General features: G+C 69.0%; 22 protein-coding genes. 9 read left to right on the top strand and 13 right to left on the bottom strand.

Annotation, left to right across the window (positions count from 1 at the left end; translation table 11 throughout):
* Positions 1 to 26: 26 nt before the first annotated feature.
* Together tadA and IE660_RS08590 are read right to left on the bottom strand one after the other, a co-directional pair.
* A complete protein-coding gene (gene tadA, locus IE660_RS08595; RefSeq protein ID WP_203567950.1) occupies positions 27 to 458 on the bottom strand; it encodes a tRNA adenosine(34) deaminase TadA in 432 nt (143 codons plus the stop codon).
* A 30-nt stretch (positions 459 to 488) separates the two neighbouring features.
* The gene (locus IE660_RS08590; RefSeq protein ID WP_203567949.1) at positions 489 to 1,160 is read right to left on the bottom strand and encodes a tRNA adenosine deaminase-associated protein; all 672 of its coding nucleotides are present in this window, start codon (positions 1,158 to 1,160) and stop codon (positions 489 to 491) included.
* Positions 1,161 to 1,294: 134 nt separating this feature from the next.
* On the opposite strand from IE660_RS08590, the gene upp reads away from it, so the two are divergent.
* Positions 1,295 to 1,936, top strand: coding sequence for a uracil phosphoribosyltransferase (gene upp / locus IE660_RS08585; RefSeq protein ID WP_203567948.1), 642 nt, complete (start codon positions 1,295 to 1,297; stop codon positions 1,934 to 1,936).
* Between the two features lie 336 nt (positions 1,937 to 2,272).
* Here the strand turns inward: upp and IE660_RS08580 are convergent, their stop codons facing one another.
* Positions 2,273 to 2,500: a hypothetical protein gene (locus IE660_RS08580; RefSeq protein ID WP_203567947.1), complete on the bottom strand. Its 228-nt coding sequence runs from the start codon at positions 2,498 to 2,500 to the stop codon at positions 2,273 to 2,275.
* 172 nt (positions 2,501 to 2,672) lie between these two features.
* Between IE660_RS08580 and IE660_RS08575 the strand changes: the two genes are divergently transcribed.
* Both IE660_RS08575 and IE660_RS08570 read left to right on the top strand, forming a co-directional pair.
* Positions 2,673 to 3,314 (top strand): GNAT family N-acetyltransferase, encoded by a 642-nt coding sequence (locus tag IE660_RS08575; protein ID WP_235997356.1) that lies wholly within the window; start codon positions 2,673 to 2,675, stop codon positions 3,312 to 3,314.
* A gap of 387 nt (positions 3,315 to 3,701) precedes the next feature.
* Entirely contained in the window at positions 3,702 to 4,583 is an 882-nt protein-coding gene (locus IE660_RS08570) for a hypothetical protein (RefSeq protein WP_203567945.1), read from the top strand.
* A gap of 14 nt (positions 4,584 to 4,597) precedes the next feature.
* Here the strand turns inward: IE660_RS08570 and IE660_RS08565 are convergent, their stop codons facing one another.
* The 5 genes from IE660_RS08565 to IE660_RS08545 form a co-directional block, all read right to left on the bottom strand.
* A complete protein-coding gene (locus IE660_RS08565) occupies positions 4,598 to 5,146 on the bottom strand; it encodes a YbaK/EbsC family protein (protein WP_203567944.1) in 549 nt (182 codons plus the stop codon).
* 9 nt (positions 5,147 to 5,155) lie between these two features.
* Positions 5,156 to 5,407 carry a hypothetical protein gene (locus tag IE660_RS08560; RefSeq protein ID WP_203567943.1) on the bottom strand — a complete coding sequence of 84 codons (252 nt, stop codon included), beginning with the start codon at positions 5,405 to 5,407 and terminating at the stop codon, positions 5,156 to 5,158.
* A gap of 99 nt (positions 5,408 to 5,506) precedes the next feature.
* Positions 5,507 to 5,974: a hypothetical protein gene (locus IE660_RS08555; protein ID WP_203567942.1), complete on the bottom strand. Its 468-nt coding sequence runs from the start codon at positions 5,972 to 5,974 to the stop codon at positions 5,507 to 5,509.
* Positions 5,975 to 6,118: 144 nt separating this feature from the next.
* Positions 6,119 to 7,039 carry a 1,4-dihydroxy-2-naphthoyl-CoA synthase gene (locus IE660_RS08550; protein WP_203567941.1) on the bottom strand — a complete coding sequence of 307 codons (921 nt, stop codon included), beginning with the start codon at positions 7,037 to 7,039 and terminating at the stop codon, positions 6,119 to 6,121.
* A gap of 33 nt (positions 7,040 to 7,072) precedes the next feature.
* Positions 7,073 to 10,132, bottom strand: coding sequence for a glycine--tRNA ligase (locus IE660_RS08545; RefSeq protein ID WP_207731034.1), 3,060 nt, complete (start codon positions 10,130 to 10,132; stop codon positions 7,073 to 7,075).
* A gap of 51 nt (positions 10,133 to 10,183) precedes the next feature.
* On the opposite strand from IE660_RS08545, the gene IE660_RS08540 reads away from it, so the two are divergent.
* From IE660_RS08540 to IE660_RS08525, 4 genes are all read left to right on the top strand, one after another.
* The gene (locus IE660_RS08540; protein ID WP_203567939.1) at positions 10,184 to 10,801 is read left to right on the top strand and encodes a GNAT family N-acetyltransferase; all 618 of its coding nucleotides are present in this window, start codon (positions 10,184 to 10,186) and stop codon (positions 10,799 to 10,801) included.
* 75 nt (positions 10,802 to 10,876) lie between these two features.
* The gene (locus IE660_RS08535; RefSeq protein WP_328701905.1) at positions 10,877 to 13,111 is read left to right on the top strand and encodes a catalase; all 2,235 of its coding nucleotides are present in this window, start codon (positions 10,877 to 10,879) and stop codon (positions 13,109 to 13,111) included.
* A gap of 187 nt (positions 13,112 to 13,298) precedes the next feature.
* Positions 13,299 to 15,059, top strand: coding sequence for an alpha-amylase family glycosyl hydrolase (locus IE660_RS08530; protein ID WP_203567938.1), 1,761 nt, complete (start codon positions 13,299 to 13,301; stop codon positions 15,057 to 15,059).
* A 1-nt stretch (position 15,060) separates the two neighbouring features.
* Positions 15,061 to 15,579: a hypothetical protein gene (locus tag IE660_RS08525; RefSeq protein ID WP_203567937.1), complete on the top strand. Its 519-nt coding sequence runs from the start codon at positions 15,061 to 15,063 to the stop codon at positions 15,577 to 15,579.
* Between the two features lie 28 nt (positions 15,580 to 15,607).
* Here the strand turns inward: IE660_RS08525 and IE660_RS08520 are convergent, their stop codons facing one another.
* Positions 15,608 to 17,344, bottom strand: coding sequence for an AMP-binding protein (locus IE660_RS08520; protein ID WP_235997280.1), 1,737 nt, complete (start codon positions 17,342 to 17,344; stop codon positions 15,608 to 15,610).
* 84 nt (positions 17,345 to 17,428) lie between these two features.
* Complete coding sequence (locus IE660_RS08515; protein WP_203567936.1) at positions 17,429 to 17,758, bottom strand: YciI family protein; 330 nt, start codon at positions 17,756 to 17,758, stop codon at positions 17,429 to 17,431.
* Positions 17,759 to 17,997: 239 nt separating this feature from the next.
* On the opposite strand from IE660_RS08515, the gene IE660_RS08510 reads away from it, so the two are divergent.
* Together IE660_RS08510 and IE660_RS08505 are read left to right on the top strand one after the other, a co-directional pair.
* On the top strand, positions 17,998 to 20,037 hold the full coding sequence (locus IE660_RS08510; RefSeq protein ID WP_203567935.1) for a S9 family peptidase: 2,040 nt from the start codon (positions 17,998 to 18,000) through the stop codon (positions 20,035 to 20,037).
* Positions 20,038 to 20,062: 25 nt separating this feature from the next.
* Positions 20,063 to 20,719: a DUF1707 SHOCT-like domain-containing protein gene (locus IE660_RS08505; RefSeq protein ID WP_203567934.1), complete on the top strand. Its 657-nt coding sequence runs from the start codon at positions 20,063 to 20,065 to the stop codon at positions 20,717 to 20,719.
* A 78-nt stretch (positions 20,720 to 20,797) separates the two neighbouring features.
* On the opposite strand, the gene IE660_RS08500 is transcribed toward IE660_RS08505, so the two are convergent.
* From IE660_RS08500 to IE660_RS08490, 3 genes are read right to left on the bottom strand one after another with little or no spacing between them, the layout of a single operon-like run.
* Positions 20,798 to 21,523, bottom strand: a complete 726-nt coding sequence (locus tag IE660_RS08500; RefSeq protein WP_203567933.1) for a glycerophosphodiester phosphodiesterase — start codon at positions 21,521 to 21,523, stop codon at positions 20,798 to 20,800.
* Positions 21,524 to 21,525: 2 nt separating this feature from the next.
* Entirely contained in the window at positions 21,526 to 22,974 is a 1,449-nt protein-coding gene (locus IE660_RS08495) for a glycerophosphoryl diester phosphodiesterase membrane domain-containing protein (protein WP_203567932.1), read from the bottom strand.
* Positions 22,971 to 23,804 (bottom strand): phosphatase PAP2 family protein, encoded by an 834-nt coding sequence (locus IE660_RS08490; RefSeq protein WP_203567931.1) that lies wholly within the window; start codon positions 23,802 to 23,804, stop codon positions 22,971 to 22,973. The genes IE660_RS08495 and IE660_RS08490 overlap by 4 nt, the downstream gene beginning before the upstream one ends.
* Positions 23,805 to 23,863: the final 59 nt, after the last annotated feature.

Below are 23,863 nucleotides of genomic sequence, written 5' to 3'. Positions count from 1 at the left end.
TCGGGGCTGGTGGGCAGCGGGACGACTCAGCGGTGCTGGCCGAAGAACGTGCGCAGCAACTCGCCGCACTCATTGCCCAGGATTCCGGCCACCACCTCGGGACGGTGGTTGAGCCGTGGGTCCCGCACCACGTCGAACAGGGATGAGACTGCCCCGGCCTTGTGGTCGAAGGCACCGAAGACCAACTTGTCGACCCGACTGAGCACGATGGCGCCCGCGCACATGGTGCAGGGCTCCAGGGTGACCACCAGCGTGCAGCCGTCGAGTCGCCACTGCCCGACCCGCTCGGCCGCCCGCCGCAGCGCCACGACCTCGGCGTGCGCGGTCGGGTCACCGTGCAGTTCTCGCTCGTTGTGGGCGACGGCGAGCACCTCACCCTCGGCCGACAGGACGACCGCGCCGATCGGCACGTCGCCGGACTCAGGGGCCAGTCGGGCCTGCTCCAGCGCAAGCCCCATGGCCTCGACCATCCTCACGCCGTCGGCCCGTCACTGCTGGCTCTGGACGGCCCGCTGGAACTGCGGTCCGAACTTGAGCCGCTCCATCAGCGCAACCACCTGGTCGTCCGACGACTCCTCGAGGTCGTCGGCCAACTGCTCCAGGTCGAACTCGCTGATGCCCAGGTCGGCGAGCATCGCCAAGTCGCCGATCACCTCGGAGTCGTCCTCGTCGTCGGGGAAGTCCAGACCGAGGTAGTCGGCCACGTCGCGGGCCAGCGGCCAGTCATTGGCGGCCACGGAGTCGCTGAGCAGCACCTGCACATTGCGTCCGCGCACCCGCACCAACACGAAGAACTCGCCTGCGATCGAGACCGCGCCGAGGGCTCCGCTGTCGCCGGGCAGGCGCTGCAACTGGGTGATCAACTCGTCCAGGTCGTTGGCGAGGTCGAGGGTCATCGCCGCCGCGACCGGCTCCCCGTCCTCACGGTAGGTGGCCACCACGAAGTCGATGTCGTCGGCGCCGGCGTCCTCGAGGTCGTCATCCTCGTCGTCATCGTCACCGTCATCGTCGGAGTCGTCGTCATCGCTGTCGTCGTCGACGTCCTCGCCGATGATGTCGTCGTCGGGGTCGTCGGCCTCGAAGTCGACCAGGTCCTCGTCGAGGCGGTCGTCGTCAGCGTCGTGCGCGCCCATGGTGTCCACGTGCTCACCGTACGTCATCGCGCCAGTGTTGGCCGCTCGCCCGGTGGGCAATCTCGTCGTGGACGTCGCGCCGATGCCCTGACCAGAGCCACACTGGCCCAGCTCGGCATCCTCGCCCTCAACCACGGTGGCGATGTGCCATTGTGGACGACGTGGAACTGCGCGTCGTCGAACATCCCTTGGTCGCCCACAAGCTGACCCTGCTGCGCCACCGGGACACCCCCTCGGTGGTGTTCCGCCAACTCGTCGAGGAGTTGGTGACGCTGCTCGCCTACGAGGGCACGCGCGAGGTGCGGGTCGAGGCGTGCACCATCCAGACCCCGGTCGCCGAGACCACGGGCGTGTCGCTGCAGCGGCCTCGTCCGTTGGTGGTGCCGATCCTGCGCGCCGGCCTCGGGATGCTCGAGGGCATGATGAAGCTCGTCCCCACCGCCGAGGTCGGCTTCGTCGGCATGGCCCGCAATGAAGAGACCCTGCAGCCGGTGACCTACGCCGAACGACTGCCCAAGGACCTGTCGGGTCGCCAGTGCCACGTGCTCGACCCGATGCTGGCCACCGGTGGATCGCTGGGTGGCACGGTGAAGTTCCTCACCGAGCGCGGCGCCGACCACATCACCTGCATCTGCCTGCTGGCCGCCCCCGAAGGCATCGAGCACTTCCGCAGCCTGGTCGACGAGCTGGACGTGCCGACCACGCTGGTGGTCGCCGCGGTGGACGAGCGACTCGACGAGCGCGGCTACATCGTCCCCGGCCTGGGGGACGCCGGCGACCGGCTCTACGGCCTGGCCGAGTGAGGGTCCTGGCTGGGTGAGGCCAGCTCAGGTCGGCAGCACCTGCACCAGGAAGTGAGCGCCGTAGCGTCCGAGTTCGCCGTCAGGATCGGTGGTCTGCACCACGACCTTGTGGGTCCACTGCCCGATGCCGGGTGATCTGCCGACCGGTGGCTGCAGCGGTGGCTGGGCCCCGCCGCCGACCTCGTGCAGGTCGATGGTGAGCGAGCCAGCCAGGTCACGCAGGGTATAGGCCAGACCGAAGTTGTCACGTTCGTGCAGCAGCCCACCGAGGGTGACTGCCGCCGGCGCCCCGCGGTGTATCTGTTCAGACGTGGCGTAGGTGCGGTTCTCGTCGCCCTAGTTTGCCAGGGTCATCCGGGGGATCTTGACCTCGCTCGACGACGTGGCGCTTCGACAGGTGACGCTGCCGGTGAGGTCGTCCCCGTCGTCCATCCTGATCTCGCAGTGCAGCCCGACGAAGTGGATGGCCATGGTGTGGGTGACGTTGACCCGCGCGGAGAGCTTCCTGCCGAACACGTCGCCGACGGACCCGCCGCCGATCTTCTTGCTCCAGTCAGTACCCATGGCGTCAAGTAGACGCCTGCGCAGCGGCCGCCGACCAGACCTCGACGGCGATTTGTGAGCAGAATGTGAGGTCTGCCACACCTGTGCTCGACGTTGTCGACGTGGCATTCAGCGGCTGCCCGTAACTCGCTGGCGAGCCAGGCTGCGCGCATGGTGGACTTGCCGGGTGCGCATGGCAGAGATGTTTCCCCCAGCCGGGCTGGTGATCCGCTGCGGTGAGGTCGAGCTGCGCTGGCTGTCGGACGACGACCTGCCCGAGCTGATCGAGGTCGCCCTGCGTGGCGTGCACGGCGACGAGCTGATGCCCTTCATGAACGACTGGGCGACCGTGCCGCACGACGTGCTGCCGGCGAACACGCTGCGGTTCTACTGGGGCGAGCGGGCGGCCTGCATGCCCGAGGACTGGAACGTGAACTTCGGTACCTGGCACCGTGGACGACTGGTCGGCATGCAGAGCCTGCAGGGCAAGGCGTTCAGCATGATGCGGGTGGCGTCCACCGGTAGCTGGGTCGGCCTGGAGCACCAGGGCCAGGGCATCGGCACGCTGATGCGCCAGATGGTGTGCGGGCTGGCCATCGACCAACTCGGCGCGGTCGAGTGCCGCTCGGGAGCGTTCACCGACAACACCCGCTCACTCGGGGTGAGCCGACGGATCGGCTACCGGGTCGTCGACACCACCCGGGAGCGCCGCAACGACGCCCAGGGCTGGCAGACCCACCACGTGCTGGTGCTGTCGGCGGACGACTTCGTCCGCCCGGACGAGCCCATCAGCTACGAGGGTGTGGACGCGTTCCGGGCTTGGATCGGCCTCTGACCCTCTTCGTGGCCTCACTGGCAGAACTGGACGGCGATCCCGACGCGGGTGACCCGGAGGCTGGGGCACACACCGAGCCGTCACGGAATGCCTCGACCGTGCTGGGGCGTGTGCCTTGGGGGCCACCAAGGACAACGGTGCCAGGCTCGCCACCGGTACGAGCGACCAGGTCGTGCAGCGACTCGGTGCTGAACGAGATGCGGGCCACGGCGAACTCGTCGTCCTTCCCCCTTCGGGTGGTGTTCGCCATCTGAACCACCTCCTGAGCTCCACGGTAGGTGAGAGTCGGACCTCACTCTGCGGTGTCGTTGCCCGGTCGCCACCCTGGCCGCTGGGCCAAGGCCGTTCGAGCGAGGGCTGCCTCCGCCCCTCGCTACGGTGGGTGGGATGAGCATCCCGCTTGGCCCACCCCCACGCCCTCTGGATGGGCCCCAACTGGCCTCCCGCGTGATCGACGAGCTGCGGCGCCACCCGGACGTGGTCGAGAACCCCGACGCGGCGCGGGTCGAGGCCGAGCGCATCGGAGACACCATCGAGCGGCTGCACGTCTGGCTGACCGGGGTGCGGTTCCGGGTGCCGGACGAACTACTCAACCCCGAGGCGACCGGGGCTCCCACGGATCCCGGCCAGCCCAGTACCCAGCCATCCCCCGCGACGACAGCCGAGATGCCCGTGGCCGGTTCACGAGGCGTGGCCCGTTCGGTGGGCCTGCTCGCCCAACCGGCATCGGTCGAGGGACGAGACGTCTGGGTCGACGGCGCCTTCAACGACCTGCCCGTCCGCTGGATCGAGACGGTCGACCAGGTGGTGCTCGAACTGGACGAACCCACTCCAGATCGTCCACTGCATGGGCATCTGCGCGCGGAGGTCGGCATCGCTGACCTCGAAGGGTTGGTCGAGGACGTGGTCAACCGCGGCCTTGACGGCCGGGGCGCAGTGTCGGGCCTGTCGCTGGCGCTGGCCCGACCGAGCCGGGGCGAGTACCTGCCCGAGGCGGGCGTGACCATGCGACTCGGTCTCCTGCGGGGACGGGTGCGGGCCAGCGCACGGGTGACGATCGACGAGGCGATGGTGCTCCGGGTCGACCGAGTCCGGCTGTCGTCGGCCAACCTGCTGCTGTGGCTTCCGCTGCTCGTCGCCAATCGCAAGCTCGACCAGCACGAGGTGGAGCCGTTCCCGCTGCGCCGGCCCGAGATCGGTGTGATGGTGCGCGACCTCGACGTGCGTCTCGACCAGCGGCTGCGGGTGGCGGCGACCTTCGGGCCCTGAGCGGGCCAGGCCGCTCAGCCGGCCAGGCCCTCGACCACCTCGGCACCGGGCAGGTCGGCCAGTGCCGTCCCGGGCAGCAGCAGCTTGGACGAGCGCACCCCCGACCCGATGCAGACCCAGCCGGCATCGACCACGGCCCGGTCGATCCAGATCGGCCAGTCGTCCGGCATTCCGACCGGGGTGATGCCGCCGTACTCCATGCCGGTGGCCTCGACCGCGTAGTCCATCGGGGCGAAGCTGCACTTGCGCACGTCGAGCTTCTTGCGCACGGTGCGGTTGACGTCGACCCGGGTGGTGGCCAGCGCCATGCAGGCGACGGTCTTGTCGACCTCGCCGCGACTCCCGGCGATGACGACGCAGTTCGCCGCGGTCTCCAGCGGCAGGTCGAACTCGGCGCACAGGGCTGCGGTGTCGGCCAACTCAGGATCGATCTCGAAGACCAAGGCCTGCGGCACGTGCTTCAGTGCGGCGGCCACCGGCGCGGCGACGAGGTCTGGACGCTCGGCGGCCGGCACCGGGTTGAGCTTGGCGAAGTAGTCAGGCAGATCGTCGGCGGAGACCATGGCCGAAGGCTACCGACCCCAGGTGCTCCGCCAGCGCCCCGGCGGCGCTCCCGGAACGTCACAGCGGCCCGGACTCCCAGACCGCAGGCCGCGGACGGCACGGATTTGGCGCGAGAATGCGCTGACCAGGGCGGCAATGACCACGGGCACGATGAAGATCACCACGGTCACCCGGACCCTCTGGCGAGCCATCAGCCATCCCGACAGCGCCGGGGCAATGGCGCCCAGCGTCATCACCAGCAGCCCAAAGGTCGACTGCACCCGCCCCTGCAGCTCGGCGGAGGTTCGTCCGAACAGGTACCCCCACCGCGCCGGCGTTGAGCGCGGGCACGAGCAGCGCCGCACCTGCCCAGAACACGGTCAGGGGGTGCGAGTCCAGCGCGCCACCATGACGTCATAGGGGCCGGCCTCGATCGCCGGGGCGTCCGGGGGCAGAGCCTCGAGCGCGGAGGCCGGCACGACGTTGCGCATGGTCATCGTGGGGGAGTCCCCGTCCAGCCCGGCAAGCTCGACCTGCCAGCGCCAGTCGTCGGCGTAGGTCGCCTCGAGCGTGACCGTGCCGCCGAGGCGTTCGCCGGCCATGACCATGAGGCCGGGCTTCTGGTGCCAGCTGTCGGCCCACGCGGCGGTGACCTCGGTCGCGCCCTCCTCAGGGCCGCCGATGAGCAGGACTCCGCGCTGCGGGCCGTCCGTGGGGTGCACCCAGGCGTACTCGGCCTGGAGCTGGCTGGGGTCGACCTCACGGAGGCGGGCCGAGGAGGGGGCATCGGCGAGCTCGTCGTAGGGCATCATCCGGAAGGCGCAGGTGCCCTCGAAGGTGGGATCCATGCCCCAATTCTGGCTCATCGGACCCGAGCCGGTCGGGGTCGCCGAGGTCCAGGGCGACGAAGTCGAGCCGCGCGCCGCCATCCGAAAACGGTGTTGTTGCGACGCCGAGCCGATCCGGTCAGGAGTAGCAGGGAAGCGTGACCATCAGTAGTAGTAGGGGAAGCGTGACCAGTCGGGGTCGCGCTTCTCGAGGAAGGAGTCGCGTCCTTCGACGGCCTCGTCAGTCATGTAGGCCAGACGGGTGGTCTCACCGGCGAACACCTGCTGCCCGATCAGCCCGTCGTCGATGGCGTTGAAGGCGAACTTCAGCATCCGCTGAGCCGTCGGTGACTTGCCGCAGACCTTGGCCGCCCAGTCCAGGCCGACATCCTCCAACTCAGCGTGCGGGACGACACGGTTGACCGTGCCCATCTCGTAGGCACGCTGGGCGTCGTAGGTCTCACCGAGGAAGAAGATCTCGCGAGCCACCTTCTGCCCGACCTGGCGGGCGAGGTAGGCCGACCCGAACCCGGCGTCGAACGAGCCGACATCGGCATCGGTCTGCTTGAACCGGGCGTGCTCGGCCGAGGCCAGGGTCATGTCGCAGACCACGTGCAGCGAGTGGCCCCCGCCGGCTGCCCAGCCGTTGACCAGGGCGATCACCACCTTGGGCATGAACCGGATCAGCCGCTGCACCTCGAGGATGTGCAACCGCCCACCCTCGGCGGCGGCACGCCGCTCGTCCACCGTCTCGGCGGTCTCGCCGTCGGCGTACTGGTAGCCCGACCGTCCGCGGACCCGCTGGTCGCCGCCGGAGCAGAACGCCCAGCCACCGTCCTTGGCCGACGGCCCGTTGCCGGTGATCAGCACGCAGCCGATGTCGGAGGCCATCCGGGCATGGTCGAGGGCACGGTACAGCTCGTCGACAGTGTGCGGACGAAACGCGTTGCGCACCTCGGGACGGTTGAACGCCACCCGCACCGCGGGCACGTGCTTGGCCCGGTGGTAGGTGATGTCGGTGAAGTCGAAGCCGGGCACCGCCTCCCACAGGTCGGGGTTGAACGGGTTGTCAGAGGGTCTCGACACGCTCGTACCTCGCTACTCGACCAACCATTGGCGTCACTTCTGTGCCTTCTGTCCCAGCGCCAGGTCGAGCGAGCGCCAGTCGATCCCAGCCGGCGCCTTGGCCAGCACGCTGGCCAGCAGTCCCAACCGCGACGCCCGCAGCGCCGGGTCGTCGGCCATCACCAAGGTCTGGTCGAAGAACTCGTTGGTGGCAGCCACCAGCGCACCCGATCCGTCGACCACCTCGTCGAAGCCGACAGTGGCGCCGACGGGAGCCTCGTCGAGCGCGGCTCGCAGCGCCTGCTCACTCGGGCTGACGAGCAGCGCGGCGTCGAACTTGGCCGGCGTTCCCGCGGGAACGATTCGTCCGATTCGGACGAGTGCGGCCACCAGCGCGGCGAGAGCGTCGTCGTCGAAACGTGCCTGCACCGCCCGCAGCAGGCCCTGGGCTCTTCCTGGGGCCTCGGCCGAGGGCAGCACCGCACCGACCAGGTCGGCCGGCACACCTTCGTCGCGCTGCAGCACGCCCCAGCGCCCCAGCGTGAACTCCACGGCCGAGTCGACCGCGTCGTCGGCCACCTCGATGCCCTGCTGGCGCAGTCGCTCGACAGCAGCGGTCAGCCCGTCACGCACGGTGAGGGCACCGACACCCTCGACCTCACGCAGGATTCGCACCACACCGAGCGCCGCCCGGCGCAGACCGAACGGGTCGGACGAGCCGGTCGGCTTGGCACCCAGGGCGAACATGCCGGCGAGCAGGTCGAAGCGGTCGGCCAGCGCCAACAGCGCACCGGGCACCGACGCGGGCACCGCGTCACGCGAGGTGTGCGGCTGCTCCATCTCGTACAGCGCATCGGCCACGGCCTGGGTCTCGCCCATCCGCACCGCGTACTCGCGGGCGACGAACCCGGCCAGCGAGCTCATCTCGACCACCATCTGGCTCGACAGGTCGAACTTGGCCAGCTGACCCGCACGCGACAAGGCCTGACGCTCGTCGTCACCCAGCGAGACCCGCTCGGCCAGCGCACCGGCGACGTCGGCGATCCGGCGGGCACGCAGCCCCACCGAGCCCAGCCGCTCCTCGAAGGTGAGCTGCTCCAGCCCGGGCACGAACTCCTCGGCCGAGGTGGACTTGAGGTCGGAGTTCCAGAAGAACAGCGCGTCCTCGTAGCGGGCGCGAATCACCGAGGCGTTACCGGCGGCGACGGTCTCGTCGTCACAGGGGCCGTTGGCCACCGTGACGAAGTGCGGCAGCAGCGAGCCGTCGGCGGCGTAGACCGGCAGGTAGCGCTGGTGCTTGCGCATCACCGTGGTGAGGATCTGGGCCGGCAGGTCGAGGTAGCGCTCGTCGAACGAGCCGAGCACCCCGTGCGGGTCCTCGACCAGGTTGGTGATCTCGTCGACGACGGCGCCGTCGGCCTCGGCATCGATGCGTCCACCGACGGACGACGCGAGCGCGTTCGCCTGCTCGAGCACCGAGGCGCGGCGCTCGTCCGACGACAACTCGATGGCGCCTCGTCCGAGCACCTCGAGCAGTTCACCGGCGGTGGCGACGGTGGCCTCACCGCGGGGCAGGTCGGGCATCAGCGCCTCGTCGGCACCGTTGAACCCGGCGGCGGTGCGCTGCAGCTGGGTGGTGCGTCCAGCGATCAGATCAGAGATCCGGGCGGGGACGACCGCAGGACCCCACAGCGCGACCAGCCAACGGATGGCGCGCGAGTACGACAGCTTCGGGTCGTTCCAGCGCATGTTCTTCTCAGCGCGCAGCCCGCTGACGGTGGTCTCGACGATGCCCTGCAGCACCTCGAGGGCGGCTCGTCCAGCCTGGGTCGAGCGCACGGCGACGTGCTCGGCGCCGTTGAAGTCGGCCTTCTCGACCTGGTCGACGGTGACCCCCTGGCCACGAAGGAATCCCTCGAGCGCCTTGGTCGGGTTGCCGTCGGCGTCGAAGGCTGCGGCCCACTTGGGTCCGCGGCGCAACTGTTCGGCGTCGGGTTCGTGGGCGGCGACGTCCTCGACCACGGCGACCAGACGGCGGGGAGTGCCGTCGACGGTGATCTCGCCGTGCTCGAGCCGGGTGGCGGCCAACTGCTCGGTCAGGGTCGCCCTGAGCGCGCCGACCTGCAGCGGCACCTCGTGCGGGGGCAGTTCCTCGACCCCGATCTCGAGGGCGAAGGTCTGCGGCTCGTCGGGCAGCTCAGCGGAGGTGGGCTCGGGAGCGCGGTCGTCGGCGACCTCCTCGCGCTTCAGCGGGAAGCCGAGCTCCTCACGCCGCTCGATCCACAGCGCTGCTGTGTCGCGCATCAGCCGGCGCATGGTGGCGAAGGCCTTGGCCCGCTCAGTGGTCGAGATCGCGCCGCGGGCATCGAGCACGTTGAACGCGTGCGAGCTCTTGAGGATGTAGTTGTGCGCGGGCACAGGCAGCCGGGCCTCGACCATGCGGGTGGCCTCGGAGACGTAGGTGTCGTACAGCCGCCGGTTGGCCTCGACGTCGGCGTCGTCGAGGTAGTAGCGAGACATCTCGTACTCCTGCTGGCCGAACGCCTCGCCATAGGTGACGGTGCGTCCGTCGGCCGCAGTGGCGTAGGCAATGTCCTTGAAGTGCTGGACGCCCTGCAGCGCCATCAGGATGCGCTCCATGCCGTAGGTCAGCTCGACCGGGATCGGGTCGAGGTTCACCCCGCCGACCTGCTGGAAGTAGGTGAACTGGGTGATCTCCATGCCGTCGAGCCAGACCTCCCAGCCCAGGCCCCAAGCGCCGATCGCGGGCTGACGCCAGTTGTCCTCGACGAAGCGCACGTCGTGCTTGGCCAGGTCGATGCCGAGCGCCTCGAGCGAGCCCAGGTAGAGCTCCTGGGGGTCGCCGGGCTCGGGCTTGAGGATCACCTGGAACTGGGTGTGGGTCTGCAGCCGGTTCGGGTTCTCGCCGTAGCGGGAGTCGTCGGGACGCACCGAGGGCTCGACGTAGGCGACGTCCCACGGCTCGGGACCGAGCACCCGCAGCACGGTCGCGGGGTTCATCGTCCCGGCGCCGACCTCGGTGTTGAACGGCTGCCAGATCAGGCAGCCGCGCGAGGTCCAGTACTCCGAGAGCTTGGTGAGGGCGTCTTGCATCGTCAGCACCGGGCCAGCCTACCGGCGAGCCCGGGTGCGTAGGCTCAGCCCATGACCTCGATCGTGCGTCCTGCCGTGCGCGCCGACCTCAAGGCGGCCAGCGCGATCTTCGCGTCGGCCTTCGGTGCCACCCCGCAGTGGCGCTGGCTGATCGCAGCGGACGACGTACGCGCCCGCGTGCTGCCGGGGTTCTTCCGCGCGAGCCTGGGCCACGCGCTCTCGAAAGGGCGACTGACGGTCTCGGTGGACGAGAGTTCGGCCGCACTCGACGGGGTCGCGGCCTGGATGCCGCCGGGCCAGTGGCGGGTGCCGTCGTGGCGAGGTCTGGTGGCTTTGCCCACGGTGATGCCGCTGATCCCGGGAGGCCACCTCAAGGAGTTCAGCCGCCGTGGCCCGCTGCTCGACCGGGCCGCTCACGACGCCCACCCTGCCGTGCCGCACTGGTACCTGGCCGGGGTGGCGGTGCTGCCCTCGGGCCAGGCGCGCGGTGTCGGCAGCCGCCTGGTCGAGGAAGGGGTCGAACACGCCTCGGCCGGTGGCCACCCGCTCTACCTGGAGTGCGCGGAAGACCTCGTCGGTTACTACGAGCGCTTCGGGTTCGGGGAGCTGAACCGCATCGAGGCCGGCGAGGGTGCACCGGTGCAGATCGGGATGTGGCACGACGCCTGAACCCGGCCCCCCGCAGGGGTGTGGAGGCCCCCCGGCCGGGCCCGTCCGCCGCGCCGCGGGCCTAGCGTCGCGACCATGGCCACCACCCCGAAGCCTGCCCGCACCAAGGGCAGCCAGAAGAGCCCCGCCGCCAAGGCATCCGCCAGCAAGAAGCCGACCGACCAGCAGCCGACCGACAAGAAGCCCGGCCGCAAGCGCAACGACCCGGCCACCCCTGCCGTCGCCGACTCGCGCCCACCGGGCGCCACCGACCCCGACGGTGTCGACGCCATGCCCGCCCACGACCTGGGCCAGGGCGGCGAGCACCACCAGACCATCGAGCACGGCGGCCCCAGGATGACCACCGCGCAGGGCCAACCCGTCAGCGACGACCAGAACACCTTGCGTGCCGGCCCCCGCGGCCCGCTGCTGATGCAGGACTTCGCCGCCCGCGAGAAGCTGTTCCACTTCGACCACGAGCGCATCCCCGAGCGGGTCGTCCACGCTCGTGGCTACGGCGCGCACGGGTTCTTCGAGACCTACGAGTCGCTGAGCGACATCACCTCGGCCCACCTGTTCCAGGAGAAGGGTCGCCGGGTCGAGGCGTTCGTCCGGTTCTCGACGGTGGCCGGCAACCTCGGCTCGATCGACCTCGCCCGCGACGTGCGTGGCTTCGCGGTCAAGCTCTACACCGAGGAGGGCAACTGGGACATCGTCGGCAACAACATGCCGGTGTTCTTCATCCAGGACGCGATCAAGTTCCCCGACCTGGTGCACGCGGTCAAGGAGGAACCCGACCGCGGCTTCCCGCAGGCCGCCTCGGCCCACGACACCTTCTGGGACTTCATCTCGTTGATGCCCGAGTCGACCCACCACGTGATGTGGCTGATGAGCGACCGTGCCATCCCCCGCTCGTTCCGGTTCATGGAGGGCTTCGGCGTCCACACCTTCCGCATGGTCAACGCCGAACGACGATCCCACTTCGTCAAGTTCCACTGGAAGCCCAAGCTCGGCCTGCAGTCGGTGGTGTGGAACGAAGCGGTCAAGATCAACGGTGCCGACCCCGACTTCCACCGCCGCGACCTGTTCGAGGCGATCAAGTCGGGCAACCCTCCGGAGTGGGAGTTGTGCCTGCAGGTCTTCGACGACGAGTTCGCCGACAGCTTCGACTTCGACGTGCTCGACCCCACCAAGCTGATTCCCGAAGAGGTGTTGCCGGTGCGCAAGGTGGGCCGCCTGGTGCTCGACAGGGTGGTCGACAACGTGTTCGCCGAGATCGAGCAGGTGGCGTTCATGACCCAGAACGTGGTGCCCGGCATCGGGTTCACCAACGACCCGCTACTGCAGGGCCGCAACTTCTCCTACCTCGACACCCAGCTCAAACGGCTCGGCTCGACCAACTTCAGCCACATCCCGGTCAACGCCCCGCGCTGCCCGGTCGCCCACTTCCAGCGCGGCGGTCACATGCAGACCCAGGTGCCGACCGGACGAGCCGCCTACGAACCCAACTCGTGGACCGGCGACAACCGCGGACCGCGGGAGGACCCCGAGCAGGGCTACCGGCACTTCCCCGAGGACGCCGGTGGCCAGATGCGCCAACTGCGCCCCGAGAGCTTCGCCGACCACTACTCGCAGGCGCTGATGTTCCTGCGCAGCCAGACCCCGGTCGAGCGCGAGCACATGGTCGACGCGTTCGTCTTCGAACTGGGCAAGGTCGAGACCCCACCGATCCGCACGAGGATGCTCGCCAACCTGCGCAACGTGGACGAGGCCTTCGCCCAACAGGTCGCCGACGGGCTGGGGATGCCACTGCCCGAGGCCTCCCCCGCGGCGATGCCCACCAAGGACGTGGAGGGCTCACCCGCCCTGAGCATCCTGCAGCGGCCCGAGGCCAGCTTCCGCGGACGCAAGCTCGGTGTGCTGCTCGGTGACGGCGCACCCAAGGCGGTCGTCGACGCCCTGCAGCAGGCCGGTGTGGACGCCGGCGCCGCCGTCGCCCTGGTCGCCAAGGCCGTCGGCGGCGCCACCTTGGACGACGGCACGCTGCTGCCGGTCGACCACGCGGTGACCGCAGCCCCGTCGGTGCTGTTCGACGCGGTCGCCGTGGTGGGTGGTGAGAAGGGAATCGCTGCACTGGCGGTGATGCCCGAGGCCAAGGACTTCGTCCGCGACGCCTTCGTCCACCAGAAGTTCATCGGTGGGGTGCCTGAGGCGGCGACCCTTCTCGAGGCGGCCGGTGTCACCGCCGATGACGGCGTGCTGCCGGTCGACGATGCTGCGGGGTTCTTCACCGCGCTGGACGCCCTGCGGTTCTGGGAGCGCACCCCCTGACCGAGTGGCGCGCCCGTCCCGTCGCCGGCGGGACGGGCGCTGCCGCGTCCAGGTCTGATGCGCCCAGATGCCCCCCGACAACCGCCTGAGCACGGGGTTCGTGCCCGACCGATAGTCTGTGCCCGGCTGCAGCGCGGGGTCCGCCCGCGCTCTTCCACCCCCAGCTCGTCCAGTTTGAGGAGAACACATGTCGAACCTGCCCGGTATGGGTGCCATCGTCGCCGACGGGGGCTGCGGCTTCCGGGTGTGGGCGCCCCACGCCGACTCGGTCAGCGTCGCCGGCGACTTCAACGAGTGGAACAACCAGGTGCACTCGATGGAGCACGAGGGCAACGGCTACTGGTACGGCTGGGTTGACGGCGCCAAGGCCGGTGACGAGTACCAGTTCTTCCTGCGCAACGGCGACATGGAACTGTGGCGGATCGACCCCTACGCGATGCAGGTGACCAACTCAATCGGCAACGGCGTGATCGTCGACCACGCCAGCTTCGACTGGGAGGGCGACACCTTCACCACCCCCAACCACAACAACCTGGTGATCTACGAGATGCACGTCGGCTCGTTCGCCGGTGAGAACGGGACCCTCGACCAGGTCGCCGAACGCCTCGACCACATCTCGCAGCTGGGTGTGAACTGCATCCAGTTGATGCCGTTGATGGAGTTCGCCGGCGACAAGTCCTGGGGCTACAACCCCGCCCACATCTTCGCGATCGAGTCGTCCTACGGCGGCCCGGACGCGCTCAAGGCGATGATCAAACAAGCCCACCGCCGCGGCATCTCGGTGATCGTCGACGTGGTCTACAACCACCTCGGTCCCTCCGACCTCGACCTGTGGCAGTTCGACGGCTGGAGCGAGAACGACAAGGGCGGCATCTACTTCTACAACGACTGGAAGTCGGCAACCCCGTGGGGTGACACCCGCCCTGACTACGGACGACCCGAGGTGCGCCAGTTCCTGCGCGACAACGCCAACATGTGGTTCGACCACTACCACGTGCAGGGCCTGCGCTACGACATGACCCCGTTCATGCGCTCGGTCAACGGTGGCGAGCGTGACATCCCCGAGGGCTGGGCGATGTGCCGCGAGATCAACTCCGAGATCCGCGCCAAGCGCCCCGACGCGATCCTGATCGCCGAAGACCTCCATGGCGTGCACGCGGTCACCGACACCGGCCCGGACGACGCCCACTTCCACTCCCAGTGGGACACCCACTTCGTCCACCCGGTCCGGGGTGCGCTCACCGAGATGCGCGACGAAAACCGTTCGGTCGAGGCGGTGGTCAAGGCGATCACCTACAACTACGGCGACGCCTACGAGCGGGTGATCTACACCGAGAGCCACGACGAGGTCGCCAACGGCAAGGCCCGCATTCCGACCGAGGTCAACCCGGGCGACCCGCAGGGCTGGTTCGGGCAGAAGCGCTCGACCCTCGGCGCGGGGCTGGTGCTGACCTCACCGGGCATCCCGATGCTGTTCCAAGGCCAGGAGTTCCTGCAGGGCGAGTGGTTCCGCGACGACGTGCCGCTGGACTGGCACCTCAACGAGGAGTACCACGGCATCGTCCGCCTCTATCGCGACCTTGTGCGGCTGCGGCTCAACAACGAAGGTCGCTCCAAGGGCCTGATGGGCCAGGACATGCAGGTCATTCAGGCCAACAACTCCTCGAAGGTGATCGCCTTCCACCGTTGGATGAACGGTGGCGCCGGCGATGACGTGGTGGTGGCGCTCAACCTGAGCACCAACACGTGGGGTCAGTACCGGATCGGGTTCCCCGCCGCTGGCCGATGGGAACTGCTGCTGAACTCCGACTCCAAGATCTACTCCGACGACTTCGGCGACCAGTACGCCAGCGACGTCGAGGCCAACGGCCCGGCCCAGGACGGCATGCCTGCCTCGGCCGAGATCGCGCTCGGCCCCTACTCGGTCGTCGTCTACGGAAGGGCCTGAGATGACCGCGCCCCAGGGCACGGGCCGGCCGGTGCTGCAGCCCAAGCAGGCGGTGATGTCGGCCCGGATCGTCTCGGTGACCATGACCGTGGCGGTGATCATGATCAGCGTCACCATGTTCCTGGTCACCAGCGGGGTCGAGGGCCCTGAGGGCCTCACCCACCTGCTGGTGGGGTTGCTGGTGGTGGTCGCGTTCGCCCTGCTCGGACGCCGGGTCGCGACGATGCCGTTCGTCGTCCCGGCGCTGAGGGCGGACGATCCGCAGCCCACGAGCACTTCGATGGTGCGACTGCGCACCTCGACCGTCTACGCCGCCGCGGTCGCCGAGATGGGCGCGATCCTGTGGATGGCGGGCTCGTTCGTGCTGCAACTCAACCTGGTGCAGACCATCGTCCCGATGCTGGTCGGTGCCCTGGGGGTGTTGTGGGCGTCCTACCCCACCGACGACCGGGTGCGCCGGCTGGTCGAACTGCTCGAACGCGACGGGGTGCGCTCAGCGATGGACGAGGTCGTCGCCTGACCGGCGTCGCCGCCCGCGCCCAGCCCCGTCACTGCGACGTGCTGCGGCGCAGTGCGCGCTCGAACCACTGCCGGTCGGTGCTGCCGCTGGCCACCCGCTGGGCCTCGGCCTCGCGCAGTTCGACCCGGCGGATCTTGGAGCTGACCGTCTTGGGCAACTCCTCGACGAACTCGATGATGCGCACGAGTTGGTAGCCGTTGAGGTACTGGCGGGCGTGGACGAAGATCGAGCGCGCCACGTCGGCGTCCGCGGCATGCCCCTGGGCGAGCAGCACGTAGGCCTTGGGCACGTTTCCGCGCAGCTCGTCCGGTGAGGCGACCACCGCACACTCGGCCACGGCGTCGTGCAGCATCAGCGCCGACTCGAGCTCGAACGGAGAGATCTTGTAGTGCGACGCCTTGAACACGTCGTCGGCCCGACCGACGTAGGTGATGGAGCCGTCGTCGTTGCGTCGTCCCACGTCACCGGTGTGGTAGTAGCCGTTGCGCCTGGCCTGGTCGGTCATCGCCTGGTCGTCGTGGTAGCCGCGCATCAGGGCGATGTTGGGGCTGGACAGGTCGAGGCAGATCTCACCCTCACCAACACCCTCGATCACCTCTTCGGTGGCGGTGTCGAGCAGGGCGACTTGGTAGCCGGGCATCGGTCGTCCCATGGCGCCGAGGGTGATCGGCTGACCGGGGCCGTTGCCGATCGAACAGGTCATCTCGGTCTGGCCGTAGCCGTCGCGAATCGTGTTGCCCCACGCAGCGCGGACCTTGTTGATCACCTCGGGGTTGAGCGCCTCACCCGCACCGACCAGTTCACGCGGCGGCTTGGTGAGCTTCGACAGGTCGGCCTGGATCAGCATCCGCCACACCGTCGGAGGCGCGCAGAACGACGACACCTCGTGGGTGTCCATGATCTGCATCAGGGTCTCGGCGTGGAACCGGTTGAAGTTGAAGATGAACACAGTGGCCTGAGCCAGGAACGGGCTGTAGAAGTTCGACCAGGCGTGCTTGCCCCAGCCGGGGGAGCTGATGTTGAGGTGCACGTCGCCGGGACGAACCCCCAGCCAGTACATCGTCGACAGGTGCCCGACTGGGTACGAGACGTGGGTGTGCTCGACCAGCTTGGGACGCCACGTGGTGCCCGAGGTGAAGTAGAGCAGGCAGAGGTCATCGGCCTTGGTCGGGGCGCTGGGCTCGAACTCGGTGGCGGCGCGGGACGAGTCGCGATAGTCGACCCACCCCTCGGGCAGGTCTTCACCGATGCCGATCGAGACGATGCGTCCCTGTGGCACCTGCGAGAACTTGGCGAGCAGGTCGTTCGGGGCGATCGCGAACCGGGCCTGGGCGGTCTCGATGCGCCAGGCCAGGTCGACCTCAGAGACCAGGGTCGAGGTGGGGATGGCGACTGCGCCCATCTTGGTGAGGCCGAGCAGCACCTCCCACAGTTCGATGGTGTTGTGCAGCATCACGATCATGGTGTCGCCGCGCTGCATGCCCAGGTCGATGAGCCAGTTGGCGACCTGGTCGGAGCGGGCTGCGAGCTCGCCGTAGCTGATCTGTGACTCGGTGAGGTCGTCCTCGACGATCTTGACCGCGATCCGGTCGGGGTGCTCGCCGGCGACGACGTCAAACCACTCCAGTCCGAAGTTGAACTCCTCGAGTCGGGGCCACTCGAAGCCGGCCCGCAGCTTCTCGTAGTCGGCGGTGTTCTCGAGGACGAAGTCACGCATCTCGCGCACGGCGAGGGTGGCGGCGGTCGCCGGGCGTCCAGCACTCATGGCGCGACGCTACCGCCGGTCGGGTCGTCGGTCGGGGAGCGACCAAGGAGCGTCTCGAGACCACCATCGCCGGTACCACCTCCCTCAACCAGCGACCGGGCGCACCTCGACCCCGCCACCCTGGTGGTTGATCGGGTTCTGCCTGGCCACCGCCACCGCCGCGTCGAGGTCGTCGGCCTCGATCACGTAGAAGCCGACGACCACCTCAGAGGTCTCGGTGTAGGGTCCCGCGACCACCTCACCCCCACGCACGCTCACCGTCTCGGCCGGGTCTGCCAGCGGGGCTGCGAATCGCAGCCGGCCGCTCGCACTCAGTTCAGCACCGTGCGCGTCGTGTTCGGCCAGGGCAGCCTCGTCGGACTCCCCCTCGGGCTGGTCGGCGGGGTGGTGCAGGAACACTGCGTACAAGGGCATGGTCCCATCCTCTCTGTCGGGGGCGTGGATCGCCCCCTCCTGCAGTGATGACGGAACAGGCTCGCCAGATTCGACGGTCACGGCGAGCACCTGATGGTTTCGTGCCACGGGATCGGCCATTTCGGCCGATTTCGGAACTTTCCCCGGATCGCGTGGCACGAAACCATCACTCGACCGCCAAGCTCGGCCAAGACGACGCCTCATCTGCTCGGCGCTGGCCCGATCGATAGGGTCAACTCATGCGCCCTGACCAACTTCCGCTGCTGCGTACCGTGTCTGCCCCGTCCGTGCACCCCTCCGGTGACTGGGCGGTGGTGTCGGTGGCTCGTCCTGACTTCGACATCGACTCCTCGCTCAGCCAGTTGTGGCGGGTGCCGCGCAAGGGCGCGCCCCGTCGAATCACCCGAGGGCTCAACGACTTCGCGCCACAGTTCTCGCCCGACGGCGATGTGATCGGCTTCCTGCGCGCCGCGGGTGGGCCGCCCCAGGTGGCCCTGGTCAGGGCCGACGGTGGTGAGCCGATGGTGATCACCGATGCCAAGCTCGGGGTCAGCGCGTTCGCCTTCTCACCCGACGGAGCCCGGCTGGTCTACACCACCCGGGTGCCCGAGCAGGGCCGCTACGGCACCGACGACGACATCCCCGCGAACCTCGAGGACCCCCGCCACTTCACCGGCAACCGGCTGCAGTTCAACGGACTGGGCTGGCTGAACGGTCGCCCCTCGCAGGTCTTCCTGATCGACGTGCCCGACCTCGACGCCGAGCCCCCGGTCAAGCCGAAGGGTCGAGCGGCCAAGGCCGCCGCCGAGGCCGCCAAGGAGTCGGGCGAGACCCCGCCGAACCCGTTGGTGCCGGTCGCTGCCCGGCTCACCGACGACGAGATCGACTGGTCCGAGCCCACCTTCACCCCCGACGGCAAGGCGATCATCGTCTCGGGTGCGGCGCACGACAGTCGTGAGAACGACCTCGTCAGCGACCTCTACCGCATCCCGATCACCGGCAAGGCCAGCGCGCCCACCGGTGGCAAGCCGAAGCGGCTGACCAACACCGGGCGCCCCAAGGCGCTGACCTCCGCCGGTGGCGCCACCTTCTCGAACAACGCCGAGCACCTGTTCATGCTCGCCCGCGACCTGGGCGAGGACGGCCTGGACTTCGTCGGGCACCACGGCGGCGTCTGGGTGATGCCCGCCGAGGGCGGCACCGCCACCCAGCTCACCGACCCCGCGGTCACGCCGGACTCCTCCCTCACCCCGATCGGCGACGACGCGGTGCTGCTGGTCGACGGGCACCGCGGCTCGACCCGCCTGCTCAAGGTGCGCGCCGACGGCGACGTCAGCGTCGTGCACGACGGCCCCCACTACGTGCTGGGTGCGGCCGAGGCCGGCGGCCAGCTCTACGCCACCGTCGCTGACACCGGCTCGACCGGAGACGTCGTCCGGATCACCGGCAAGGGCAAGGCCAAGCTGCTCACCGACTTCTGCGCCGACCTGCGCGAGCAGACCACCGTCGTCGAACCAGTCGAGTTCACCGCCACCAGCCCTGATGGTACCCCGGTGCACGGCTGGGTGCTCAAGCCTTCCGGCGAGGGACCCCACCCGGTGCTGCTCAACATCCACGGCGGCCCCTACGCCGCCTACACCGACCACTACTTCGATGAGTTCCAGGTCTACGTCGAGGCTGGGTACGCGGTGGTGGCCTGCAACCCGCGCGGCTCGTCCGGCTACGGCAGCGACCACGGGAAGGCGATCAAGGGCGACATGGGCAACCTCGACATGGTCGACATCCTGAGCTTCCTCGACCAGGCGGTGGCGGCCGACGACGCCCTCGACGGTGACCGGGTCGGGGTCATGGGTGGGTCCTACGGCGGCTACATGACCGCCTGGATCATCGCCCACGACCACCGCTGGGCCGGCGCGATCGTCGAACGTGGCTTCCTCGACGGGGTCAGCTTCGTCGGCTCGTCCGACATCGGTTGGTTCTTCGCGGGCCAGTACCAGGGCAACACGGACGAGGAGATGAACCGTCAGTCACCGATGCTGCTCACCGGCCAGGTGACCACGCCGACGCTGGTGCTGCACTCCGAACTCGACCTGCGCTGCCCGCTGCAGCAGGGCCTGACCTACTACGCCCGGCTCAAGCAGGCAGGGGTGGACGCCGAGATCCTGGTCTTCCCGGGCGAGAACCACGAGTTGTCGCGCTCTGGCACCCCGTGGCACCGCCGCCAGCGCTTCGAGAAGATCTTGGAGTTCTGGGGCAAGCACCTTCCGGTCAACGCGTGAGCGCCGACGTCCTAGGCTGGGGCTCATGACCGATTCACCCCGCATCCGGGCCGGGCACGACGACCGTTCGCGGGTCACCGAGGCCCTCGCGCAGGCCTATGCCGAGGGCAAGCTCGACCACGACGAGTTCGAGGAGCGCAGCGCCACCGTGATGGGCGCCCGCTACCTCGACGAGTTGGGTGGGGTGCTCGCCGACCTGGGCGGTGCGGCCCCGTCGGCCCAGTTGGTCCGTCCGGCTGAGGAACGACCGGTCGTCCCGGCTGCGCCGGCCGGTTCCACCGAGGTCGGCATGCGCTACGACCCGTCGGCCACGCCCAACGGCCTCTCGGTGGGGGTGTTCAGCGGCCAGGATCGGGTCGGACGATGGGTCGTCGGGCCTCGTCACACCAGCGTCGCCGTCATGGGCGGGGTCAGCCTCGACCTGCGGCAGGCCGTGCACACCAGCAACGAGGTCATCGTCAATGCGTGGGCCTTCATGGGGGGTGTCGAGATCATCGTCGGTCCCGACACCGATGTGGTGGTCGAGGGCTTCGGCTTCATGGGCGGCTTCGGATGGGATCCGCGGGGCCGTTCCAAGACCCAGCCGACCAATCCCAAGGGTCCGCGGGTGCGGGTCAAGGGCATGGCCGTCTGGGGCGGAGTGGGAGTCGTGCGCCGCGCCATCGGCGAAGAGGACGACTGACACACCAGCCGGCGAGGGTTGCGCCCACCCGCGCAGAACAGCCCACCCGCGCAGAACCGCTCAGCCGCGCAGAACCGCTCAGCCGGCCAGCACCTCACGCGCCCGGGCGGGCACATTGGTGATGATCGCGTCGACGCCGGCAGCGGCCACCGCCCGCAGGTGCTCGGGCTCGTCCACGGTCCAGACGTTGACTGCCAGACCCAGCGCGTGCGCCTGCTCGACGTACTCCGGCATCCGGATGACCATGCCCCAGTAGGGATGCAGCGCCTGGAGCCCCACGTCGGCGGCGTAGCGCCACGGCTCGCACAGCATGTCCTGGTGCAGGGCAGCCAGCCGCACCTGGGTTCCCGCCCCCGCGATCGAGCGCAGGCTGAGGTGGTTGAAGGACGAGTAGACCACCCGGCCGGTCAGGTTCATGGTGGCGGTGAGCGCCTCGACGGCCTCCTCGAGCCCGGGGTAGGCCTCGATGGTGTTCTTCAGTTCGACGTTGATGACCATGCCGGTCGGGGCGAGCAGTTCGTAGACCTCACGCAGGGTGGGAATCGTCGTGCCGGCGTACCCAGCCATGCCGTTGGAGAAGTCGTGACGACGCAACTCGTCCAAGGTCATCGTGGCGATCGCGCCGGAGCCGTCGCTGGTGCGGTCGATGGTCTCGTCGTGGCAGACCACCACCTCACCGTCGCTGGTGAGCTGCACGTCGAGTTCGACGCCGTCGGCGCCCTGCTCGACGGCCAACTCGAAGGCCGACAGCGTGTTCTCGGGGGCGTCGGCACTGGCGCCTCGGTGGGCCCAGATCGTAGTCATGGTCAGCGGTTCCTGTCCCAGCCCGAACTCCCGGGCTCGTCGGGGGTGGTGGGGCGACGCCACGGATCGTCCGAGGCCGAGGGTGGTGCCCAGGGGTCCTGGCTCGCCGGGGGTTGGGGCTGACCCCATTCGGACGCAGGGAGCGTGGGCGGGGTCGAGGCCGGCGGGTACTGGCTCGAAGGATACTGACTCGGCGCGCTCGGCGTCTGGGACGGGTACGGGGTCGACGGGTACGGGGTCGACGAGTACTGGTCAGACGGGTACTGGTCAGACGGGTACTGCGTGGACGAGTAGGGGCCAGACGAGTACGGCGGATAGGAGCCCTGGCCATGGGTCGGGTTCTGCTGGGGCTGCTGGGCCCACGGGTAGGGCGCCTGCGGGTCGCTGGACGACGACATCGGCGGTTGCCCCCACGCCGATCCCGACGGGTTCCAGGGATCGTTCTGACCCCAGGCCGAGCCGCCGACCGTCGGTTGCTGCGGCCACGCCATCGACTGGTTGAGGGCCTGCTGCTGCCAGTCCAGACCGAGGCTGCGCACCAGTTCCTCGGGCATGGCCACCCACTCGCCACGGCGCTGGACGGCGTCGATGTACATCGTGGTGGTGAACAGGCTCTGGAAGATGGTGGCGAACCACACGTAGGCCGCCATGAGCAGGCTCCAGAGGATCAGGACCACGACCGAGATCCCCGACTCGCGTTGCGAATCCACTGCTGGGGATAGCACTCCTGAGATGAAGTAGCTGGGCACCTGCAGCACCAAGCCGGCCACGAACAGGTAGCCGAAGGTGCGCCAGAAGTTCTCCTGGGTGAGACGCCACGACCGCCGGAAACCCTCGAACAGGCTCAGACCCTCGAGAGCGACCGCATAGATCGTGTAGATCAACTTGATGCTGAGGTAGATGATGCCGACGTAGAAGGCGGGCACGAGCAGGAACAGCAGGCCCAGCAGACCGACAGCGCCGCCTTGGTCGCGCAAGCTGTAGATGACCAGGGCGAACAGGCCGATGACCAGCAGGTAGGCCACGAGCAGTCCGGCGATCACCACGATCGCGCCCGCAGCCAGTCTGCGCACTGTTCCGCGGGTGTCACGCCAGACGCTGCCCAGCGTCGGACCGCCGCCCGCGGCAGCCTCCCGCCCCGCGGCGATCATCAGCACCTGGCTCTTCACCGACAGCCCCAGGATCAGCAGGTAGGCCATCACCCCGACCAGAACCGCCGCGACGATGCCGCCTGTCGAGGGCCGCCAGTTCCCGTCCATGGCACTCAGGCCGCCCAGCAACGCAACGACGACCAGCGACGCCGCCGCGAGCAGCGCAAACATGATCAGGCTCATCGCGATCTGGATCCACAGGAACGAGGCCCACTTCTTCTTGAAGACCTCGAAGGTGCCGGCGAAGACGTCGCCGAGATCCATGGGACTCCGGCGCAGCAGGGGAAACTGGGGATTCACGCCCTCAGCGTACGGTCCGGCGCGTCCACCTCATCGCCATCGGCACCCCGACGAGCATCGCCGGATGCCTCGTCGCGCCCGGCGTCCAACTCGGTGCGCTTGGCCGGCAGTTCCTTGTTCGGCTCGGCCCAGAAGCCTCCGCGACGTTCGGCCGTCGTCCATGCCCAGGCGGCCAGCGGCCAGAGCATCAGGCTCGTCCCACCGGCCAGGGCGGCGCCACCGATGACGTCGAAGTAGAAGTGGGCGGCGGCGTAGACCCGTGACCACGCCATGGTGAGGATCACCAGCACACCGACCGCGACCATCCACCACTTGCGCAGCCCCCACATGGTCAGGGCGAACAGGGCGAAGATCGTGATCGAGGTGGCGAAGCCAGTGTGACCGCTGGGGAAGCTCATCGTGTCGTGGTAGACCACGACCGGCTCGAGGGCCTGCGGCGGACGTTCCCGCGGGAACGACTTCTTGACGAAGTGGCCCGGCAGCCACCCCAGGGCAGGCATCAGCCAGGCCAGCAGGCCCATGATCCGCCGCTTCATCAGGATCAGCACCAGTCCGAGCACCACCAGGGCGTACGGGACGAACTTGGGCCCACCGATGAACTCCAGCACCCGGACGAACAGGTCGACGGGCCTGCTGCGATGCTCGAACATCCACTGGCCCAGCGCGTACTCGCCGGTGCTGTGGGGGTCGAGTCTCCCGGCCTCGCGGGCCAGGAGCACCCCGCCGACCAGCATGATCAGGCCGATGGCGAACGACCACGGGTTCCAGACCCGCACCTCGTCAGCGGCGCGCTGCGCGACGTGCGGTTCCGGGGCTTGATCGGCGTCCATCCGCACAGGGTAGGGCCTGTTCACACCTACCTTCGGGTACTCCACGCCGACTTCACCCC

Source organism: Aestuariimicrobium ganziense (genome assembly GCF_015352975.1).
In the GTDB taxonomy this organism is placed as follows: Bacteria; Actinomycetota; Actinomycetes; order Propionibacteriales; family Propionibacteriaceae; genus Aestuariimicrobium; species Aestuariimicrobium ganziense.
This window is presented reverse-complemented; position numbering and strand designations above follow the sequence as displayed.